Source organism: Actinoplanes sp. NPDC051388 (genome assembly GCF_055586225.1).
In genome coordinates this window covers 84,461-105,102 of record NZ_JBVJIP010000008.1, presented here as the reverse complement: position 1 = coordinate 105,102, position 20,642 = coordinate 84,461, and the positions used below count along the sequence as shown (strand labels likewise).

Genomic DNA, 20,642 nt, shown 5'->3' with positions numbered 1-20,642 from the left:
TTCTTAGCTAGCCGTGCTCGCCCGTCATCCGACGGCAGCGCGGCGCCCCCTCCTGCGAGAGGGGCTTTTTTATGCCCTGAAGCAGGCTGTCCCCGGCCACTTTTGACTTTGACGAGATGGTGAAGATGAGCGAGTCCGAGACACCGCCCTTCCGCTACACCGCCGCGACCGCCGGCGAGATCGAGCCGCGCTGGCAGGCGTACTGGGAGGAGAACGGCACCTTCTTCGCGCCGAACCCGGAGGGTGAGCTGGCCGACCCGGAGCATCCGCGGCACGGCGCGCCCAAGATGTTCGTGCAGGACATGTTCCCCTACCCGTCCGGCGCCGGCCTGCACGTCGGGCACCCGCTGGGCTACATCGGCACCGACAGCTACGCCCGCTACCAGCGGATGGCCGGCTTCAACGTGCTGCACCCGATGGGCTTCGATGCGTTCGGGCTGCCCGCTGAGCAATACGCGGTGCAGACCGGCACCCATCCGCGCACCACCACCGAGGCGAACGTCGAGCGCTACCGCGGCCAGCTGCGCCGGCTGGGCCTGGGCTACGACAACCGCCGCTCGCTGGCCACCACGGATCCGGAGTACTACCGCTGGACCCAGTGGATCTTCCTGCAGGTGTTCAACTCCTGGTTCGACCGGGAGGCCCGCAAGGCCCGGCCGATCGACGACCTGATCGCCGAGTTCGAGTCCGGCGCCCGCGCGGTGCCCGGCGACGTGGCCTGGGCCGACCTGTCCCCGATCGACCGGCGCAAGGTGATCGACGGCTTCCGGCTGGCCTATGTCAGCGAGGCGCCGGTGAACTGGTGCCCGGGGCTGGGCACGGTGCTGGCCAACGAGGAGGTCACCCCCGACGGCCGCAGCGAGCGCGGCAACTATCCGGTGTTCCAGCGCAGCCTGAAGCAGTGGATGATGCGGATCACCGAATACGGCGACCGTCTGGTCGAGGACCTGGAGCTGATGGACTGGCCGGAGCCGGTCAAGCACATGCAGCGCAACTGGATCGGCCGCTCGCGCGGGGCGCACGTCGACTTCCCGATGGACGGCGACGACGTGATCAGCGTCTTCACCACCCGTCCCGACACGCTGTTCGGTGCGACGTACATGGTGCTGGCGCCGGAGCACGCGCTGGTCTCCACGATCGTGCCGGACGCCTGGCCGGAGGGCACCAAGCCGGCCTGGACCGGTGGGCACGCCACGCCGGCCGACGCGGTGACGGCCTACCGGGCGGACGCCGCGGCCAAGACCGACGACGAGCGCACCGCCGACGGCAAGGTCAAGACCGGCGTGTTCACCGGCGCCTATGCGACGAACCCGGTCAACGGCGCGCGCATCCCGGTGTTCATCGCGGACTACGTGCTGGCCGGTTACGGCACCGGCGCGATCATGGCGGTGCCCGGCCAGGACGAGCGGGACTGGGCCTTCGCCGAGGTCTTCGACCTGCCGATCATTCGTACGGTCGAAGCGCCTGAAGGTTTTGCGGGCGCTTTCACGGGTGATGGGCCGGCGATCAACAGCGACTGGCTGAACGGCATGGGGGTCGCCGACGCCAAGGCGGCGATGATCTCCCGGCTGGAGCAGGACGGCCAGGGCCGCGGCGCCACCACCTATCGCCTGCGCGACTGGCTGTTCAGCCGGCAGCGGTACTGGGGCGAGCCGTTCCCGATCGTCTACGACGAGACCGGCCTGCCGGTGGCGCTGCCCGAGTCGATGCTGCCGGTGCTGCTGCCGGACGTGGACGACTTCTCGCCGCGCACGTTCGACCCGGACGACGCGGACAGCGAGCCGGAGACCCCGCTGTCCCGCAAGAAGGACTGGGTCGAGGTCGAGCTGGACCTGGGCGACGGTCCGAAGCACTACACCCGCGAGACCAACACCATGCCGCAGTGGGCCGGCTCCTGCTGGTACGAGCTGCGCTACCTGGACCCGCACAACGACAAGCGGCTGGTCGACCCGGAGAACGAGGCCTACTGGATGGGCCCGCGCAAGCCCGGCGACACCGGCGGCGTGGACCTGTACGTCGGCGGGGTCGAGCACGCCGTGCTGCACCTGCTGTATGCGCGGTTCTGGCACAAGGTCCTGTTCGACCTGGGTCACGTGTCATCGTTCGAGCCGTTCAAGCGCCTGTTCAACCAGGGCTACATCCAGGCGTACGCATACCGGGACGCGCGTGGCGTGATCGTGCCGGCCGAGGAGGTTGTCGAGCGCGACGGCAAGTGGTTCTGGCACGACCAGGAGGTCGCCCGCGAGTACGGCAAGATGGGCAAGTCGCTGAAGAACGTGGTGACCCCCGACGAGATGTGCGATCAGTACGGCGCCGACACGTTCCGGGTCTACGAGATGGCGATGGGCCCGCTGGACGTGTCCCGCCCGTGGGAGACCCGCGCGGTGGTCGGCTCGCAGCGCTTCCTGCAGCGGGTGTGGCGGCTGGTGGTGGACGAGGAGACCGGCGCGGTGCGGGTCACCGACGACCCGCTGGACGCCAAGACCCGCCGGCTGCTGCACCGGACCATCGACGGCGTCCGCACCGACCTGGACGAGCTGCGGTTCAACACCGCGATCGCCAAGCTGATCGAGCTGACCAACGGGCTGACCCCGCTGCCGGTCGCGTCCCGCGAGGCGGTCGAGCCACTGGTGCTGATGCTGTCGCCGTTCGCCCCGCACATGGCCGAGGAGCTGTGGGGGAAGCTGGGCCATTCGGGCACGCTGGCCTATGCGGACTTCCCGGTGGCCGACCCGGAGCTGCTGAAGGCCGAGTCGATCACCTACCCGGTGCAGATCAACGGCAAGGTCCGCGGGCGGGTCGAGGTGGCGCCGGACGCGGCGGAGGCGCTGGTGCGCGAGGTGGCGCTGGCCGAGGTGGCGGAGTCGCTGGCCGGCCGCGAGCCGAAGAAGGTCATCGTGGTGCCGGGCCGCCTGGTCAGCGTCGTCGTCTGACTGAGACAAGCGAAAGGCCCGGCCCCGGGTGGGCCGGGCCTTTTGTGCTGCTGTGGATGGCCGGCCAGAAATGTCGTAGCCGTCGCCTAATTTCAGGCCCACCCAGTGCCTGGGTGGGGGAGGTGGCGGTGCGGCGGGCGGGTGGCGGCGCGCTGGGCGGCGGTGCTGCGGGTAGCGGCGCGCTGGGCGGCGGTGCTGCGGGTAGCGGCGCGCTGGGCGGCGGGTAGCGGCGCGCTGGGCGGCGGGTGGCGGCGCGGCGGGCGGCATGCGGCCAAGACGAAAGGCCCGGCCGAATGGCCGGGCCTTTCGCTGTGCTTCGGGTCAGATTGCGGTGGCGGTGGCGATCGCCGCCGCGCGGCGGGCGGCTCGGCGCCAGCGGACCACGATCGTGGTGGTGAGGGCGAAGCCGATCAGGGCCGGCGCCAGGCTCATCGGGTTCAGGTCGCCGGGAGCGGTCACCGCCGCGCCGATCACCGCGTAGGACACCGCGGACGGGATCGAGGCGAGCGTGGTGCCCAGCAGGTAGCGCTTGCGGCAGACGCTGGTGGTGCCGTAGGCGTAGCCGATCAGGCCGAACGGCGCCAGCGGGAGGAAACGCACGAGCAGCACCGCGGAGAGGCCACGGCGGTTGAGCCAGCCGTCCAGGCGCTGCATCCGCCCGCCGGCCTTGGCGCCCAGCGCGCCCCGCCCGGCCCAGCGGCCCGCGTAGTAGGTGGCGATCGCGGCGATCACCGCGGCGGCCAGGGCGGTCGCCGCGCCGACGCCGGCGCCGAGCAGCGCGCCGCAGGCCAGCGTGATCGCCGTGCGGGGGACGAGCACCGAGAGCAGCAGCCCGCCGACCACTGCGATGGCGACCGCGGCGGCGGGGCCGAGCGCGACCACCGCGTCCGCGATGTCGCGCAGCGGCAGCACCGAGGCCGCCACGGCGAGGCCGCCGACCACGAGGCCGAGGACGCCGAAGCGGATCAGGCGGCGACGCAGAGTGATCTTGGGGGCGGTGGGAAGAATTGCCAGGGGAGCCGTTTCGGCAACCTGAGGGTCCGCGAGCAGAAGGCCCCGCGGGGCGATCAGGGTGTCAGTCATAAAGGCTTGCACTCCTGGTTCGTCTTGGGATTAGAGCAGGTCAGGCGCTTGCTGCCGCGAGTCTCTCGGTTCTCAGCCGGTCGGCCCACGTGTCGTCAACGGGGGCAAGACTATCCGCGCCGGTGGCCCATCGCAGGAGCAGGTCGGCTACATCTGGGTTGCGGGCCAGCGCCGGACCGTGGCTGTACGTGCCGAGGATCTTGCCGTGCCAGGCCCCCTCGGTCTGCCCGTCGTTGCCGATCCCGGCGGTCACGCGGGCCAGCGGCGCGACGCCCGATCCCAGGTGGGTGCGGCCGCCGTGGTTCTCGAAACCGGTCAGCGGCGGCAGCCCGAGCCGCGGGTCGATGTCGCCGCGCAGCTCGCCGACCGCCCGGGTCTCGCCCCGGTCCGAGGTCAGGTCGAGCAGGCCGAGGCCCTGAACTTTCGCCCCCTTGGCGAAGAAGGAGTGACCGAAAAGCTGGTAACCGGCGCAGATGGCCAGCACCGCGGCGCCCTGACCGACCGCCCGGTGCACGCCGCCGTCGGCGATCAGCCGCTGCGCCGCCAGCGCCTGCGGCCCGTCCTCGCCGCCACCGATCAGGTATATGTCGGCGGACGAGGGCATCGGCTGGTCGGAACGGACCTCGAGGGTCTGCGCCGGGATGCCGCGCAGGGCCGCCCGGTGCGCCAGGATCAGCATGTTGCCGCGGTCGCCGTACGTCGACAGCAGGTCCGGATAGATCCACACGATCCGGAGCGTGCTTTCAGTTGACACGGTCCAACTCCGCTCGGATGTCCTGGAATGCGGTGTAGTTCGCGATCACTTCGAGCCGCCCGGGCGGGGTTTCTCGGATCGCCTCGTCGAAGGTCTTAACGTGCCGGAACGGGACACGGTTCACCTCGAGCCGGACGGCCAGGTCGTACGCCCGGTCGCCGGTGATCAGCACGGGCCGGCCGCGCAGCGGGGAGAAGTCGACGTCATAGAGCCAGGACGTGTCGAAGCCGTCGGGGTCGCGCGCGTTGATGGAGAGCAGCGTCGGCGCCACGTCGGCCATGTCGAACGCCTCGAGCCAGCTCGCCGGGTTCTTGGCCAGCAGCAGCCGGATGTTGCGGCCGTCCCGGTCGACCTGCGCATAACGCCCGGCCACCGAGGTGACCGCGGCCAGGCGGGGCACACCCTCTATCGCGCGGACGCCGAACTCGGCGGCGGTGGCCAGCGCGGCGGCCGCGTTGCCCAGGTTGACCGTGCCGGGCAGCTGCAGCTTGACCAGGTGCCAGTCGCCGTTCGGGTCGACCACGCCGTCGTCCTCGACGACCCACTGCGCGTCCGGCCGGCGCAGCGGGCACCCCGTGCACCACCAGTCACCGTTGGCCCGCTCGATGGCGGAGCCGCACTCGGGGCAGACCCAGGAGTCGTCGTGCCAGCGCTGGCCGGCGCTGAACCAGGTGACGTGCGGGCTGGCGATCGCGCCCCAGACCACCATCGGGTCGTCCGCGTTGGCGATCACCCTGATGTCGGGGTGGCCGGCCAGCGCGGTCCGCCACATCTGCGCCATCATCGCGACCTCTTTGGCCCGGTCGAGCTGATCGCGGCTCAGGTTGAGCAGCGCGACCGCGCGCGGGGTGGTCTCGTCGATCACCCGAGCCAGGTAGTGCTCGTCCACCTCGAGCACCGCGAACGGCGTGGCGCCGGCCTTGGCCAGCGCCGACGTGTGCCCGGTGGGCATGTTGGCGCCGAACGAGTTGGTCGCCACCGGGCCCAGCACTCCCAGCGCCGCGGCGGTCAGCCGCGTCGTCGTGGTCTTGCCGTTGGTGCCCGAGACCAAGGCGATGGCACGCCCGTTGGCCAGGTTGCGCAGCAGGTCCGGGTCGATCTTCAGACCGATCCAGCCGCCGATCACCGAGCCGTCGCCGCGGCCCGCGGCGCGCGAGAGCGCGGCCGCCGTCCGCGAGACGGAACTCGCCACCTTGGCCCGCAGGGGCATCTTCCCGTCCGTCACGGTCGCGACAGTACCGGAAACGGACACCACGTCGAGTTGCCTCCAGGCGCCTCGGACGAACGGCCGGACGGAAACCGGCAGATGGGGCGGCTGATGAGATGAATGGTGGAGCCTTAACCCGTTCGTGATAGGGGCATCACACTTTATTTATGTGTTCTGATTCACTAGTCGACTTCGACAATCGGTAATGGCTTCGATGCGCAGTGCGTCGGCATTTTTCTCTGGACGATCACAAACCGGACACGCGTCGATGTGCCAATTACTCTGGGTCACTAATCACGCTCAGCGACCGTACGAAAAATCCGGTAGCAAGGTCTCGCCGGTGAGCGACCGCTCGCCGTTCGTGCGGATCCGGATCACGCCGAGCCCTGCCCCGGTCCGGTCCCGCGACCCGAGTAAGCGAAAGACCGAACATAGGCAGTGGGGGGCAGGGACGGGGGACCCATTTCCGGTCTCGCGAAGGTCGCCGCGAACCCGCGGTGATTCCTTCAGGCCTTGGGGTGAAGCCGCTAACGCGGCCGGGCAACCTTCCCGCCCGAACCCGACAGCTAACCTCGCAGGCGTGCCGGAGGGATATCTCTACCGTGCACGGAAGCAGTTCGAGCCGAGGTCGCCGCATCGGCACCGGCAGCATCGCACTGTCCCTGGGTCTCAGCCTCTGCGCCGGTCTGCTCGTGGCCGGCCAGCCCGCGGCTGCCGCTCCCGTCGCCGCCTCCACGTCGGTCGTGACGGCCGCCGCCGCGTTGCCCGCGGCGAAGGTGACCCAGAGCGTGAACACGCGGACCATCTCCTACGGCTCGACCGTGCGAGTGACCGCGAAGGTGATCAACCCGAAGACCGGCAAGGTCGTCACCACCGGAAAGGTCCGCCTCCAGGCGTACCGCAAGGGGTGGAAGACCTGGCAGACGAAGAGCCTGTCCAAGTCCGGCACGGTCACCTTCACCAGCAAGCCGCTCGTCACCGGCACCTACCGCACCGTGTTCCTCGGTGGCGGCGGGACGAAGGCCGGCGGCAGCAACTACATCAAGGTGACGGTCAAGGCGAGTGGCACGAAGGTGCTCGCCGAGGCCGCGAAGCACAAGGGCGCGCTGTACAAGTACGGCGCCGCGGGCCCGAAGCGCTTCGACTGCTCGGGGTTCACGCTCTACGTCTACAAGAAGACGACCGGGCGGAAGCTGCCGCACAAGGCGAACTCGCAGCAGAAGTACGGCAAGTCGGTCAGCAAGGGCGGCAAGAAGCCCGGTGACCTGATCATCTTCCGGTCCGGGTCGTACGGCTACCACGCCGCGGTCTACGCCGGCGGTGGCAAGATCTGGGACTCGCCGCACTCCGGCGCCCGGGTCTCCAAGCGCAAGATGATCGGCAGCAACTACGTGGTGCGCCGCCTCGTCTGAGGAGCGGCACCCGCCAGGTAGGTAGGACAGTGGGCGGGGCGTGATCCGGGATTCCCGGGTCGCGCCCCGCCACTGTCATTTCTCCTCTACTTCGCTCCCCGGATCCCTCCACAGCCCTCCCCGACGCCATTTCGGGCAGGGTTTCGTGCCCGGCTAGGCGCGATGTCGGGTTTAGGACCGCCGATCGAGGCGCAACTCCCTCCACTTCTCCTCCACGTCTCTGAGCTGCGCATTCATCCGCGAATCAATTTCAAGGACGGCGTCATTCCGGTTGCGAGTGGAGGGAAGTGGAGTAGAGTGGAGTGCAGTGGCAGGGGGGACCTGCCGGCCCGGAGTCGACTCGGCGGACCGCGAAACCGCCGGGCAAGGGCGTAGGGGGGTGGCCGATGTTTCTCGGCACGCATACCCCACGCCTGGACGAAAAGGGGCGGCTGATCCTTCCGGCGAAGTTCCGGGATGAGTTGGCGGGGGGTGTCGTGATCACCAAGGGGCAGGAGCGTTGCCTGTACGTGTTCCCGATGCCGGAGTTCCAGCGCATCGCGGGGCAGTTGCGCGAGCAGCCGGTCACGCACAAAGCCGCCCGGGCCTACAGCCGGGTGTTCTTCGCCAGCGCGCACGACGAGGTCCCGGACAAGCAGGGGCGGGTCACCATCCCGTCGCACCTGCGGGAGTACGCGACCCTCGAGCGTGAGCTGGTGGTGATCGGGGCCAGCACTCGAGTGGAGATCTGGGACAAGCAGGCGTGGGAGGACTACCTCTCGGCGAGTGAGGACGACTTCGCCGACATCGAGGAGGGGGTGCTGCCCGGCGGACTGTGATGGCGTCGCTGCCGTCCGTACTGCGAGATCTCCACCCGCTTGAGTTCCTGGCACCTCTTCCCCGGTGCCAGGCGCGACGCCCCGGCAGTGGGCACGAGCGGATGGGGATCTGGCGGTACGGATTCGACGTCCGGTCGGACCACCGGGTGACGCAATTCAGCCTGGCGACTGGGGGTCGACGTGGGGGAGCTTCGTGGCACGCACGTGCCAGTGCTGCTCGAGCGCTGTCTCGAGCTGCTCGCTCCCGCGCTGGAGCTCCCGTCTGCTGAGCCAACACGCGGCGGAAAACACCAGATTGAAAACCGGATACACGTCGACTTCACTCTCGGTCTCGGCGGTCACGCCGAGGCGGTGCTCGAGCGGTTCCCGGCCGCGGTCCTGATCGGACTCGACCGTGATCAGGAGGCGCTCGCGCACAGCCGCCGGCGACTGGCCCGCTTCGCGGACCGGGTGCACCTGGTGCACGCGGTCTACGACGAGCTGCCGTCGGTGCTCGACGACCTGGGCCACCGGGATTTCCACAGTGGCCTGTTCGACCTAGGCGTGTCGTCGCTGCAACTGGACGAGCCCGACCGGGGGTTCGCCTATGCGCAGGACGCGCCGCTGGACATGCGGATGGACCAGTCACGGGGGAGCACGGCCGAGGAGGTCGTGAACGGCTATCAGCCGGGCGACCTGGTCCGGGTGCTGCGGACGTACGGCGAGGAGAAGTTCGCCTCGCGGATCGTCTCGGCCATCGTCCGCGAGCGGGAGAAGGGACGGATCACGTCCACCGCCCGCCTCGCGGAGCTGGTCAAGGACGCGATCCCGGCCGCCGCGCGACGAACGGGTGGAAATCCCGCGAAAAGAACCTTTCAGGCGTTACGTATTGAGGTAAATGGCGAACTCGCCGCACTCGAGTCCGCGGTGCCGTCTGCTTTAGAGCTTTTGGCACCGGGCGGGCGACTTGTGGTGATGAGCTACCAATCGTTGGAAGACCGGATCGTCAAGCGCGCCATCGCCGCGAGGGTGCGCAGCACCGGGCCGATCGACCTGCCGGTCGAGCTGCCCGGGACTTCTCCGACGCATCGCCTGCTGACGAAGGGGTCGGAGCAGGCGACCGCGGCGGAGGTGGAGGAGAACCCGCGAGCGGCCTCGGTGAGGCTGCGGGCGGTGCAGCGCATCTAGCACGACCCGGCACGCGAAGCCGCCGCGAACGGCCTCGCATGTCGACAACGCACGGGGGACAAGGGCGGTTACGCCCGGGGGAACACAGGAGGGGGAGGGGCAATGAGCGAGCGGACGTACGCGCCGCGGTCGGGGGGCCGGACCGCGGAGACGCACACCACCCAGACGCTGCGCCGCACGGGAGCCGACGCCCGGGGGGCGCGCCGGAATCAGACCGTCACGGAGGCTCCGATCGACGGGACGGCCGCGCTGCGGCTGGACACCGCCGTGGCCGAGCCGCTGCGGACCGAGCGGACCGCGCCGCCGCGGCTGCGGGTGGCACCGCCGGCGCCGATCCGGGCGCCGCGGGCTCCGTTCATCGCGGTGGTCATCGCGATCGTGGTCGCCGGGGTGCTGGGCATCCTGCTGATCAACACGAAGACGATGGAGAACTCGTTCGAGCTCAGCAAGCTGCAGGACGAGCAGACCGCGCTGGACAAGCGGCAGCAGCAGCTGGAGAACCAGCTGGCGGCCTACGAGAGCGTGGGCAACCTGGACGCGGCGGCCAAGCGGGCCGGTCTGGTCAAGGGCGAGCCGGCCTACATCCGGCTGCCCGACGGCAAGATCATCGGCGTGCCGAAGCCGGGCCAGGGCAAGCCGGCCGTGACCGCGCAGGACCCGGCCGACAACGCCGCTGCCGGCCAGGGCTCGGCGGGCCAGGGCTCGACGGGCCAGGTTGCGGCGGGCCAGGGCTCGACGGGTCAGACCGCCGCGAACGCCGGGAAGTAAGGACATGTCGCCGAGAGCCGACGAACCACCGCGCCGGGGTCAGCAGCCCCGGCGCGGTGCGTCCCGCGACGTTCCGCCGCCGGGCGACGAGGACACCCGGCGCGGCTTCGGCGGCATCGGGGACGCCCGGGCCTACACGCCGCGCGGACGCACGGTCGCCGAGCGCGACCAGCGCACCCGGTCGCCGCGCGCGGGCCGCACCACCGACCCGTTCCGCCCGGCGCTGCAGGTGCTCGAGGGCGGCAAGCCGGCCCGCGACCGACGCCCGCCGGTGGAGGACGACGAGGCGGAGGAGCCCCGCAAGCCACGGCAGCCCGCCAAGGGCCGGGAGGCGCGCGGCAAGGAGGCGCCGACCAAGCCTGAGCCCGCCCGCCGCGAGCGCGCCCAGCGCGAGTCGGCCCAGCGCGATCCCGCGCGGCGCGAGCCGGGACAGCGAGAGCGGCGCGAGCCTGGACAGAAAGAGCGGCGCGAGCCCGGGCAGAGAGAGCGGCGCGAGCCCGCGAGGCGGGAGACCGCGACCAAGGACCGGCGAGGCGCGGGCTCCGCGCGTACCCAGGCGAACGGTCGTGGGATCCGGGAGCGCAAGGTCGCCGTCGCGCCCGCACCACGACGGACCGCGGGCGGCGCACGGCCCGGCCGGGCCGAACCGCCGCGCCGGCCACCCGCCCGCCGCCCACCGCCGGCACCACCCGCGCCGCCGCCCCGGCTGGCCAGCAGCGCCCGCCGGCTGCGACTGGGCACGGTGCTGGCGCTCGCCCTCTTCGCGACGATCGGCGTGCGGCTGGTCGTGATGCAGATGGTGGAGTCGCCGGAGTCGCTGAAGCGGGTGCTCAGCCAGCGTCAGGACCGCCTCACCGAGGTGCTGCTCCCGGCGCCGCGCGGCAGCATCCTGGACCGGGGCGGCGAGGTGCTCGCGCACAGCGTCGAGGCCCGCTACATCTATGCCGACCCCAAGCTGGTGCAGAACCCGCGGGCGGTGGCCGAGCAGCTGTCCCCGCTGCTCGGCGTCGAGAAGTCCAAGCTGTTCGCGCTGATGTCCAAGAAGACCCGGGCCGGCGGCGGCGACGTGCGCTTCGTCTATCTGGCCCGCGGCGTCGACGTCGGGGTGGCCGACCGGATCAAGGCGATGAACCTGCCGGGCATCAGCGAGGACCGCGACGAGCGCCGGGACGTGCCCGGCGCGGACCTGGCGGCCAACCTGATCGGCTTCACCGGTGAGGATCACACCGGGCTCGAGGGTCTGGAGGCGCGCTACGACGAGTTGCTGCGCGGCACCGACGGCAAACGGGTCTACGAGACCGGCCGCGGCGAGCTGGACAAGGAGATCCCGGGCGGCTTCCACAAGCTCGTGCCCGCCTCTCCGGGCACGTCGCTGCAGCTCACCATCGACCGTGACCTGCAGTTCGAGGTGCAGCGGATCCTGGCCGAGCGGATGGAGGACGTGGACGCCACGGTCGGCGGCGCGGTGGTGCTCGACGTGCAGACCGGCGAGGTGCTCGCGCAGGCCAGCTACCCGGCGTACAACGCGCAGAAGCCGTTCGAGTCCAAGCCGGTCGAGCGCGAGGACGTGGTCACCAGCGTGATCACCGACCCGGGGTCGACGCACAAGGCCTTCATCTTCGGCGCGGCCCTCGAGGAGGGGCTGATCACGCCGGAGTCGGTGCAGGTCGTCGGGCCGGCGGTGGAGCGCGGCGGGTACCCGTTCGCCGACACGCACCGGCAGAAGAAGGGCACCAAGATGACGATGGCCGGGTTGCTGGCCTACTCGTCGAACGTCGGCACCATCCTGATCGCGGACCGGCTCGGCAAGCAGAAGGTGTACGAGTACCAGCAGAAGTTCGGCCTGGGCCGGGCCACCGGCGAGGGCATGCCCGGCGAGGCGGCCGGCAAGCTGCTGCCGCCGGACGAGTGGAGCGGCTCGGCGAGCGGCTCGATCCCGATCGGGCACAGCGTCGACGCCACGCTGATCCAGATGGCCGCCGGATACGCGACCATCGCGAACAACGGCACCTACGTGCAGCCGCACCTGATCAAGGCCACGATCCCGTTCGAGGGCCCGGCCGTGCCGGCGCCCGCGCCGGCCAGCCACCAGGTGCTCAAGCCGGAGGTGGCGGCGCAGCTCAGGACGCTGATGGAGGCCGTGGTGGACAGCAAGGGCGGCACCGGCACCCAGGCCCGGGTGGACGGCTGGCGGATCGCCGGCAAGACCGGCACCGGCAAGCGGCTGATCGACGGTCAGTACACGAAGCACAACGCGGGGTCGTTCATCGGCATGGCGCCGGCGGACAACCCGCGGTACGTCATCGCGGTTTCCGCCGACGTGCCCACCGGGACCGGCGGCGATGTGGCCGCACCCGCCTTCGCGGAGATGATGAAGACCACGTTGCTGCACTACAAGGTGCCGCCGTCGGCCACCAAGCCGCCCAAGTTCAAGCTCTTCCCGTGAGACTTGACGGGTTGCGCAGTGGATCGCCGGGCACCGGGTAGGGTCTGACGCCGTGCCCGGCATTCCCCGTCCTCAGACCGTCGCGCCGCGCCGTGCGGCCGATCTCGCGGCCCTCGTCGGCGCCACGCTGACCGGCGGTGACGCGGCCGTCACGGGCGTCACCCACGCCGGCGGCGAGGTGCGTCCGGGTGATCTCTACGCGGCTCTCCCGGGGGCCCGGCGGCACGGCGCCGAGTTCGTCGCGCAGGCTGTCGAGGCCGGCGCGGTGGCGGTGCTGACCGACCCGGCCGGGCTCGCTCGGCACGACTCCGCGTTGCCGGTGATCGTGGCCGACGATCCGCGGCAGGTGCTCGGCGCGGTCGCCTCGGCGATCTACGGCGACCCCACCGAGCGGCTCACGATGATCGGCATCACCGGCACCGCGGGCAAGACCTCGACCGCCTATCTGGTGGAAGCCGGGCTGCAGGCGGCGGGCCTCACCACCGGGCTGATCGGCACGGTCGAGACCCGGCTCGGCGAGCTGACCGTCGACAGTGTCCGGACCACGCCGGAGGCCACCGACCTGCACGCGATGCTGGCCTTCGCGCTGGAGAGCGGCGTCACCGCGGTGGTCATGGAGGTGTCCAGCCACGCGCTGGCCATGGGCCGGGTCGGCGGGGTGCGCTTCGACGTCGGCGGCTACACCAACTTCGGCCTCGACCACCTCGACTTCCACCTCGACGCGGACGACTACTTCGCGGCCAAGGCCAAGCTGTTCGACGGACGCTGCCGGTTCGAGGTGCTCAATCTCGACGACCACGCGCTGCGCCCGCTGTTCAAACCCCAGACGATCAGCTACTCGGCCGATGGCGACGAGGGTGCGGCCTGGTGGGCCTCGGCGATCAGACCTTCCGCAGTGTTTACCACCGCACCGCGACTCGGCGATCATTCGCCGTCGGGGTCCGGACCGCAGCCTCCCCGCTCCAGCGGCTACGGCCAGCGTTTCACCGCCCACGGCCCTTCCGGCCGCGTCGAGGCCGGTGTCTCCCTTCCCGGCCGGCACAACGTGGCGAACGCGCTGCTCGCCCTCGCCGCGCTCACCGCGGTCGGGGTGTCGCCGGAGACCGCCGCGCGCGGCGTGGCGGACTGCCCGGGCGTGCCCGGCCGGCTCGAGCAGGTCACCGCGCCCGGCGACGTGCTCGGCGTCGTGGACTACGCGCACAAGCCGGACGCCATCGTCGCCGCCCTCGCCGCGCTGCGCGAGCTGGCGACCGCTCGCGGCGGCCGGCTGATCTGCCTGATCGGCGCCGGCGGTGACCGGGACACCGGCAAGCGGCCGCTGATGGGCGCCGCCGCGGCCAGGGGCGCCGACGTGGTCGTGGTGACCGACGACAACCCGCGCACCGAGGACCCGGCCGTGGTGCGGGCCGCGGTGCGGGCCGGATCGGAACACGCCGGCTCGGCCGCGAAGATCATCGAGGTGCCCGGGCGGCGGGCCGCGATCGACGAGGCGGTCCGGCTGGCCGGGCCCGGCGACGTGGTGGCGCTGCTGGGCAAGGGGCACGAGCGAGGCCAGGAGGTGGGCGGCGAGGTGCTGCCGTTCGACGACCGGGTGGAGCTGACCGCGGCCCTGAGCGCGCGCGCCGGGGGTGCCGCTTGATCCCGCTCTCGCTCGCCGAGATCGCTTCGGTGGTCGGCGGCCGCCTCGTCAATGGCGATGCCCTTTTAAAAGGGCCGGTCGAGTATGACTCGCGGAAAGCCACGAAGGACGGCCTCTTCGTGGCCTTCGCGGGGGAGAAGGTCGACGGGCACGACTTCGCGGCCGCGGTCGGCTCGGCCGTGCTGGGCACTCGGGACACCGGGCAGCCCGGCGTCGTGGTGACCGACCAGCTCGACGCGCTCGCCAAGCTCGCCCGGGCGGTGGTCGACCGGCTGCCGGGGCTGACCATCGTCGGCCTGACCGGTTCCTCCGGGAAGACCACGACCAAGGACTACCTCGGGCAGCTGCTGTCCCGGCTCGGCCCGACGATCGCGCCGCCCGGCTCGCTCAACAACGAGCTCGGCTTCCCGTACACCGTGCTGAAGGCGACCGCGGAGACGCGGAACCTGGTGCTGGAGATGGGCGCCCGCGGGGTCGGGCACATCCGCTACCTGGCCGAGGTGGCGCCGCCGCGGATCGGCCTGGTGCTCAATGTCGGCGCGGCGCACGTCGGCGAGTTCGGCTCGCTGGAGCAGACCGCGCTGGCCAAGGGCGAGCTGGTCGAGGCGCTGCCGGCGGACGGCGTGGCGGTGCTCAACGCGGACGATCCGCTGGTCGCCGGCATGGCCGCGCGCACCGCGGCGCGGGTGGTCACCTTCGGCGAGGCTCCGGACGCCGATGTCCGGGCCACCGAGGTGACGCTGGACGATCGTGGCCGGGCCTCCTACCGGCTCAACGGGCACCCGGTGCGGCTCGCGGTGACCGGCCGGCACCAGGTGAGCAACACCCTGGGCGCGGCCGCTGTGGCGCTCGAGCTGGGCCTGCCGATCGAGGAGGTGGCCGCCGCGCTGGGCGAGGTCGGCATCGTCTCCGGCCGGCGGATGGACGTCTTCGACCGGCCGGACGGCGTGACCGTGATCGACGACTCGTACAACGCGAATCCGTCGTCGACCGCGGCCGCCTTGCGCGCGCTTGCCACGATCGGCGCGGGCCGGCGCACGATCGCCGTTCTCGGCTACATGGCCGAGCTGGGTGAGCAGGAGAGGGCGGGGCACATCGAGGTCGGAAAGCTGGCGGCGGAGCTGAAGGTCGACCGGCTGATCGCGGTCGCTCCGGCGGACGCCATCCTGGACGGCTACGGCCCGGGTCTGCTCGCGGCTGATCAGAAAGCTGCCATCGCCATGTTGGACGACCTGCGCCCCGGCGACGTCGTGCTGGTCAAAGGTTCCCGTTACCGGACGTGGGACGTGGTGGACTCACTACGCCCCGAGGGGGTTCGCCCGTGAGGGCAGTCATCGTCGCGGCCGCGGTCGCCTTCATCATCTCGCTGTTCGGCACCCCGATCGCCATCCGGGTGTTCACCGCGCTCAAGGTGGGTCAGCCGATCCGCACCCTGGGCCCGGCGTCGCACCAGGGCAAGAAGGGCACGCCGACGATGGGCGGGGTGGCCTTCATCATGGCCACCACGTTCGCCTACGTGGCCGGGCACATCGCGCTGACCACGCTGCCCGAGCGGCAGATCGCCCAGGAACGCCCGACCATGACCGCGCTGGTCCTGCTCGGCCTGTTCGTGTTCTGCGGCGCGGTCGGCTTCCTGGACGACTTCCTCAAGGTGCGCAAGCGCAACTCCGGCGGGCTCAGCGCCAAGGGCAAGCTGATCGGCCAGCTGGTGGTCGGTGTCGGCTTCGGCATCGCGGCGCTCTATGTGCCGAGCACCAACGGCGAGACGGTGGCCAGCGAGAGCATCTCGTTCATCCGGGACATCTCGTTCCTGGACGTCGGCAAGGTCGGCTCGGTGCTGGTGTTCGTGTTCGTGATCATGTCGATGTCGAACGGCGTGAACCTGACCGACGGGCTGGACGGGCTCGCCACCGGCGCCTCGATCGCGGTGCTCGGCGCGTACGCGCTGATCGGTTTCTGGCAATATCGCCACTGGTGCGCGGACACCGACTACTCCGACGTGGCGAAATACTGCTACCAGGTGCGTGACCCGCTCGAGGTGGCGATGATCGCCGCGGCCGCCGCCGCCGCGTGTCTGGGCTTCCTGTGGTGGAACACGTCACCGGCCCGGATTTTCATGGGCGACACCGGCGCGCTCGGCCTCGGCGGCCTGATCGGCGGCCTGGCGATGGCCACCCGCACGACGCTGCTGTCGGTGATCATCGGCGGGTTGTTCGTGATCGTCACGATGTCGGTGGTGATCCAGATCATCTCGTTCAAGACCACCGGCAAGCGGGTCTTCCGGATGTCACCGCTGCAGCACCACTTCGAGCTCGCCGGATGGAGCGAGGTCAACATCGTGGTGCGGTTCTGGATCGTGGCCGGCATCTGCGTCGCGATCGGCCTGGGCCTGTTCTACAGCGACTTCCTCGCGGTGATGGGGTAAGTCTCAGCGCGACACGCGCGGTTGGTGACGGTTTCTCACGTGACTCGACGCGATGATGTTGCGATGGAGGAGAAGACACGGCCGTCGCTCAGCCGGCAATACCTACCGGCCGTGCACGGCCTGCTGGCCCGGCCGCTGTCCTCCTACTACCTGCTGATCGCCAGCTCCGGTCTGCTGCTGCTGATCGGCCTGACCATGGTCTTCTCGGCGACCAGCGTGACGGCGTACGCGGAACACGGCAACGCCTTCTCCGCGATCCGCAACCAGGCGATCTTCGCCGCGCTGGGGCTGTTCGGCTTCTGGATCTGCCAGCGGCTGCCGGCCCGCACCCTGCGCGCCCTCGGCAAGTACGTGCTGGGCTCCGCGCTCGCCCTGCTGGCCCTGCTCGACCTGCTGCTCGCGCTCGAGTCGGTGGGCGCGATCACCGGCGCCAAGCTGGGCCCGTTCGAGGCCCGGCTGCTCTGGCTCTACATCGGCCCGGTCGGCATCCAGCCCTCCGAGCTCGCCAAGCTCGGCGTGGTGCTGTGGGGCGCGGACATCATCGCGCGCAAGGGCGCCGCCCTGGGCCACTGGCGGGAGCTGGCGATGCCGCTGTTCCCGGTGGTCGGCCTGCTGTTCGTGCTGGTCGGCTACAACGACCTCGGCACCATGCTGGTGCTGCTGGCGCTGATCGTCGGACTGCTCTGGGCGGCCGGGGTGCGGTTGCGGGTCTTCGCCGCGCTCGGCGTGCTCGGCCTGTCCGGCATCGGGCTGCTGATCGCCGCCGCGTCCCGGGGTGCCGGGTCCGGCGAGGTGGGTCAGCAGAACTACCGGCTGGCCCGGCTCACCTCCTTCCTCAATCCGCCCGACGACTGCTTCCAGGGCACCTGCTACCAGCTGCTGCAGGGCCGGTCGGCGATCTACGAGGGCGGCTGGTTCGGCGTCGGGCTGGGCAAGAGCGCGCTGAAATGGGACTGGCTGCCCGAGGCGGACAACGACTTCATCTTCGCCGTGGTGGCCGAGGAACTGGGCGTGGTCGGCTGCGTGGTGATCCTGGCGCTGTTCTCGGTGCTGGCCTACACCGGCTTCCGGATCGCCCGCCGGGTCGAGGACCCGTTCCGCCGGCTCGCCGCCACCGGCATCACCACCTGGCTGGTCGCCCAGGCCGTGATCAACATCGGCGGCGTGGTCGGCCTGCTGCCGATCACCGGTCTGCCGCTGCCGTTCATCTCCGCGGGCGGCAGCGCCCTGGTCGTGACGCTGGCAGCCATCGGCATGCTTGCATCCTTCGCCCGCGCGGAGCCGGACGCCGCCCGTGCCCTGAACGCCCGTCCGCCCGCGAGATGGGTGCGGCTAGTCTGGGCCCCGCTGCCGCCGCTTCCCCCGCCCCGGCGGCCGCGCCCGGTTGAGAAGAGGGCACCCTCGAGAGTCGGGGCCGAGAGGAGACGGTGATGGCTTCGCTGCGGTCGGTCGTGGTCGCCGGAGGAGGCACCGGAGGTCACATCTACCCGCTGCTCGCCTTCGCCGACGCGCTGCGCCGGGCCTTCCCCGAGGTGCGGATCACCGCGCTCGGCGGCCAGAAGGGGATGGAGAACGAGATCATCCCGGCGGCCGGTTACGACCTGCGCGTGATCCCGGTGCATCAGCTGCCGCGCTCGCTGAACCTGGACCTGATCCGCACCCCGGACCGGATGTGGAAGTCCGCGCACGCGGCCGGCAAGGTGATCGACGAGGTGCAGGCCGACGTGATCGTGGGCTTCGGTGGATACGTGTCGGTGCCGGCCTATCTGGCCGGCTGGCGGCGCGAGCTGCCGATGGTGATCCACGAGGTGAACGTGCCGCCCGGCGTCGCCAACAAGCTCGGCATGCGGTTCACCAAGAACGTGGCGGTCGGCTTCCCGCACCAGCCCCAGCAGTCCGAGGCGCTGCGCGACGCCCGCGTGGTCGGCGTGCCGCTGCGCACCTCGATCGCCCGGATGGACCGCGCCGCGCTGCGGCCGGGCGCGCTCGCCCACTTCGGACTGCGGCCGGACCTGCCGGTGCTGTTCGTCTTCGGCGCGTCGCAGGGCGCCCGCACGATCAACCTGGCCGTCTCCGGCACCGCGAAGAAGCTCTCCCACGCCGGCATCCAGGTGCTGCACGTGCAGGGCGGGCGCAACGATCCGTTCGAGGTGCCCAGCGATCTGCCGGTGCCCTATGTGGTGGTGCCGTATCTGAACGACATGCAGCTCGGTTATGCCGCCGCGGACCTGGTGCTGTGCCGGGGCGGCGCGATCACCGTGGCGGAGACCACGGCGATCGGGTTGCCGGCCGTCTACGTGCCGCTGCCCTATGGCAACGGCGAGCAGAAGCGCAACGCGCTGCCGGTGGTCGAGGCGGGCGGTGGGCTGCTGGTGGACAACGCCGAGCTGACGCCGGAGTGGATCGAGCGGACGGTGATCCCGCTCGCCCGCGACCCGCAACGGCTGCACGCGATGGGTGCGGCGGCCGCGGCGTACGGCCGGCGCGACGGCGACGAGGCCCTGGTGGACTTCGTGGTGGAAACGGTGGCCGGTCGATGACTTTTTCTCGAAGGGGAGCGACGAAGTGAACACGGCGGAGCTGTCGCCGGCCGGTGAGTTGACCGCCGAGGACCTGGGCAGCGTGCACCTGATCGGCATCGGTGGAGTGGGCATGGGCGGCCTCGCGCGGCTGTTGCTCACCCGCGGCGTACCGGTCTCGGGCAGTGAATTGCGGGAGTGGCCCGCCCTGGCCGCGTTGCGCGCGCTCGGCGGCACCGTCCACATGGCGCACGTGGCGTCGAACCTGGACGGCGTGGACACGGTGGTCTATTCGACCGCGATCCCGCAGGACCACCTCGAGCTGGTCGAGGCGCGCCGGCGCGGGCTGCGGGTGCTGCACCGGTCCGAGGCGCTGGCCGCGGCGATGACCAACCGGCAGACCATCGCGGTGGCCGGCACCCACGGCAAGACCACCACCACCTCGATCATGACGGTGATCCTGCAGCACGCCGGGCAGGACCCGTCCTTCGTGATCGGTGGCGAGATCTCCGAGGCCGGTTCCAACGGGCACCACGGCACCGGGCCGCACTTCGTGGCCGAGGCGGACGAGAGCGACAAGTCGTTCCTGATCTACCGCCCGCACGTCGCGATCATCACCAACATCGAGGGCGATCACCTGAACAACTGGGGTGACCTCGACGGGCTGAAGGCCGGGTTCCTCGACTTCGCCCGGCTCACCGCCGCGGACGGGTTCGTGGTGACCTGCGCCGACGACCCGGGGGTGGCCGAGCTGATCGCGGCGCTGCACGCCGAGGGCCGGACCGTTTACACGTACGGCGTGAGCGAAGCGGCCGATCTGCGGATCTCGGACGTCTCCTCGTCGGCCGGCGGAGTCCGCTACCACGCCGTCCTGGGCGGCCAGGACCTGGGCGAGATCCGGCTCGCGCTGCCCGGCACGCACATGGGGCTGAACAGCGCGGCGGCCGTGCTCACCGCGCTCGAGCTGGGCATCCCGCTGAAGTCGATCACCGAGGCGCTGGCCTCCTTCCCGGGGGTGCGGCGCCGGTTCGAGCGCAAGGGCATCGCCGAGGGGGTGCGGGTCTACGACGAGTACGCGTACCACCCGACCTCGGTCAAGGCGGCACTGCGCACGCTGCGCGAGGTGGCCGGGGACGGGCGGCTGCTGGTGGTGTTCCAGCCGTACCGGGTCTATCGCACCCGCGACCTGGAGGCCGAGCTCGCCGAGGGCCTGGCGATCGCCGACGAGGTGATCGTGATGGAGGTGTTCGGGCCGGGCGAGGTCCGCGGCCCGGGGGAGGGCGGGGTCGCGCTGACCGCGGCCATCGACCTGCCCGCCGACCGCAAGGTGTTCGTGCCGTCCTGGGAGGACGTGCCGGCCGAGGTGGTCCGCCGCAGCCGTCCCGGCGACGTGGTCGTGACGATGGGCGCGCCGCCGATCTCGCTGATGGGCGACGAACTGCTGGCCGCGCTCGTGTCGGGCGGCAACTAG

14 protein-coding genes, 1 pseudogene and 1 riboswitch are annotated in these 20,642 nt (G+C 71.1%); of the genes and pseudogenes, 12 read left to right on the top strand and 3 right to left on the bottom strand.

Annotated features, from left to right (window positions below):
* Window positions 1-116 precede the first annotated feature (116 nt).
* Window positions 117-2,933, top strand: coding sequence for a leucine--tRNA ligase (leuS, locus tag ACZ6TI_RS21180; RefSeq protein WP_465346807.1), 2,817 nt, complete (start codon window positions 117-119; stop codon window positions 2,931-2,933).
* A 321-nt stretch (window positions 2,934-3,254) separates the two neighbouring features.
* On the opposite strand, the gene ACZ6TI_RS21175 is transcribed toward leuS, so the two are convergent.
* The 3 genes from ACZ6TI_RS21175 to ACZ6TI_RS21165 are packed head-to-tail and all read right to left on the bottom strand — an operon-like array spanning window position 3,255 to window position 5,980.
* Window positions 3,255-4,016 carry a TVP38/TMEM64 family protein gene (locus ACZ6TI_RS21175; RefSeq protein ID WP_465346806.1) on the bottom strand — a complete coding sequence of 254 codons (762 nt, stop codon included), beginning with the start codon at window positions 4,014-4,016 and terminating at the stop codon, window positions 3,255-3,257.
* A 40-nt stretch (window positions 4,017-4,056) separates the two neighbouring features.
* Entirely contained in the window at window positions 4,057-4,770 is a 714-nt protein-coding gene (locus ACZ6TI_RS21170; protein ID WP_465346805.1) for a type 1 glutamine amidotransferase, read from the bottom strand.
* Window positions 4,760-5,980, bottom strand: a complete 1,221-nt coding sequence (locus ACZ6TI_RS21165; RefSeq protein ID WP_465347122.1) for a MurT ligase domain-containing protein — start codon at window positions 5,978-5,980, stop codon at window positions 4,760-4,762. Before ACZ6TI_RS21165 ends, ACZ6TI_RS21170 begins: the two co-directional genes overlap by 11 nt.
* A 410-nt stretch (window positions 5,981-6,390) precedes the next feature.
* Window positions 6,391-6,573: riboswitch (cyclic di-AMP (ydaO/yuaA leader) on the top strand.
* A gap of 6 nt (window positions 6,574-6,579) precedes the next feature.
* On the opposite strand from ACZ6TI_RS21165, the gene ACZ6TI_RS21160 reads away from it, so the two are divergent.
* From ACZ6TI_RS21160 to murC, 11 genes and pseudogenes are all read left to right on the top strand, one after another.
* Window positions 6,580-7,389, top strand: coding sequence for a C40 family peptidase (locus ACZ6TI_RS21160; RefSeq protein ID WP_465346804.1), 810 nt, complete (start codon window positions 6,580-6,582; stop codon window positions 7,387-7,389).
* Between the two features lie 386 nt (window positions 7,390-7,775).
* Window positions 7,776-8,207 (top strand): division/cell wall cluster transcriptional repressor MraZ, encoded by a 432-nt coding sequence (gene mraZ / locus ACZ6TI_RS21155; RefSeq protein WP_465346803.1) that lies wholly within the window; start codon window positions 7,776-7,778, stop codon window positions 8,205-8,207.
* Between the two features lie 180 nt (window positions 8,208-8,387).
* Window positions 8,388-9,374, top strand: coding sequence for a 16S rRNA (cytosine(1402)-N(4))-methyltransferase RsmH (gene rsmH / locus ACZ6TI_RS21150; protein WP_465346802.1), 987 nt, complete (start codon window positions 8,388-8,390; stop codon window positions 9,372-9,374).
* Window positions 9,375-9,476: 102 nt separating this feature from the next.
* Window positions 9,477-10,007 (top strand): annotated as a pseudogene (gene ftsL / locus ACZ6TI_RS21145) (cell division protein FtsL); the annotation flags it as partial.
* 139 nt (window positions 10,008-10,146) lie between these two features.
* Complete coding sequence (locus tag ACZ6TI_RS21140) at window positions 10,147-12,588, top strand: peptidoglycan D,D-transpeptidase FtsI family protein (protein ID WP_465346801.1); 2,442 nt, start codon at window positions 10,147-10,149, stop codon at window positions 12,586-12,588.
* A 52-nt stretch (window positions 12,589-12,640) separates the two neighbouring features.
* Complete coding sequence (locus ACZ6TI_RS21135; RefSeq protein WP_465346800.1) at window positions 12,641-14,227, top strand: UDP-N-acetylmuramoyl-L-alanyl-D-glutamate--2,6-diaminopimelate ligase; 1,587 nt, start codon at window positions 12,641-12,643, stop codon at window positions 14,225-14,227.
* A complete protein-coding gene (locus tag ACZ6TI_RS21130) occupies window positions 14,224-15,552 on the top strand; it encodes a UDP-N-acetylmuramoyl-tripeptide--D-alanyl-D-alanine ligase (RefSeq protein ID WP_465346799.1) in 1,329 nt (442 codons plus the stop codon). The genes ACZ6TI_RS21135 and ACZ6TI_RS21130 overlap by 4 nt, the downstream gene beginning before the upstream one ends.
* Window positions 15,549-16,652: a phospho-N-acetylmuramoyl-pentapeptide-transferase gene (mraY, locus tag ACZ6TI_RS21125; RefSeq protein ID WP_465346798.1), complete on the top strand. Its 1,104-nt coding sequence runs from the start codon at window positions 15,549-15,551 to the stop codon at window positions 16,650-16,652. Before ACZ6TI_RS21130 ends, mraY begins: the two co-directional genes overlap by 4 nt.
* A gap of 63 nt (window positions 16,653-16,715) precedes the next feature.
* Window positions 16,716-18,083, top strand: a complete 1,368-nt coding sequence (locus tag ACZ6TI_RS21120) for an FtsW/RodA/SpoVE family cell cycle protein (protein WP_465346797.1) — start codon at window positions 16,716-16,718, stop codon at window positions 18,081-18,083.
* Entirely contained in the window at window positions 18,083-19,192 is a 1,110-nt protein-coding gene (murG, locus tag ACZ6TI_RS21115) for an undecaprenyldiphospho-muramoylpentapeptide beta-N-acetylglucosaminyltransferase (RefSeq protein ID WP_465346796.1), read from the top strand. The genes ACZ6TI_RS21120 and murG overlap by 1 nt, the downstream gene beginning before the upstream one ends.
* Before the next feature lie 25 nt (window positions 19,193-19,217).
* The gene (murC, locus tag ACZ6TI_RS21110; RefSeq protein WP_465346795.1) at window positions 19,218-20,642 is read left to right on the top strand and encodes a UDP-N-acetylmuramate--L-alanine ligase; all 1,425 of its coding nucleotides are present in this window, start codon (window positions 19,218-19,220) and stop codon (window positions 20,640-20,642) included.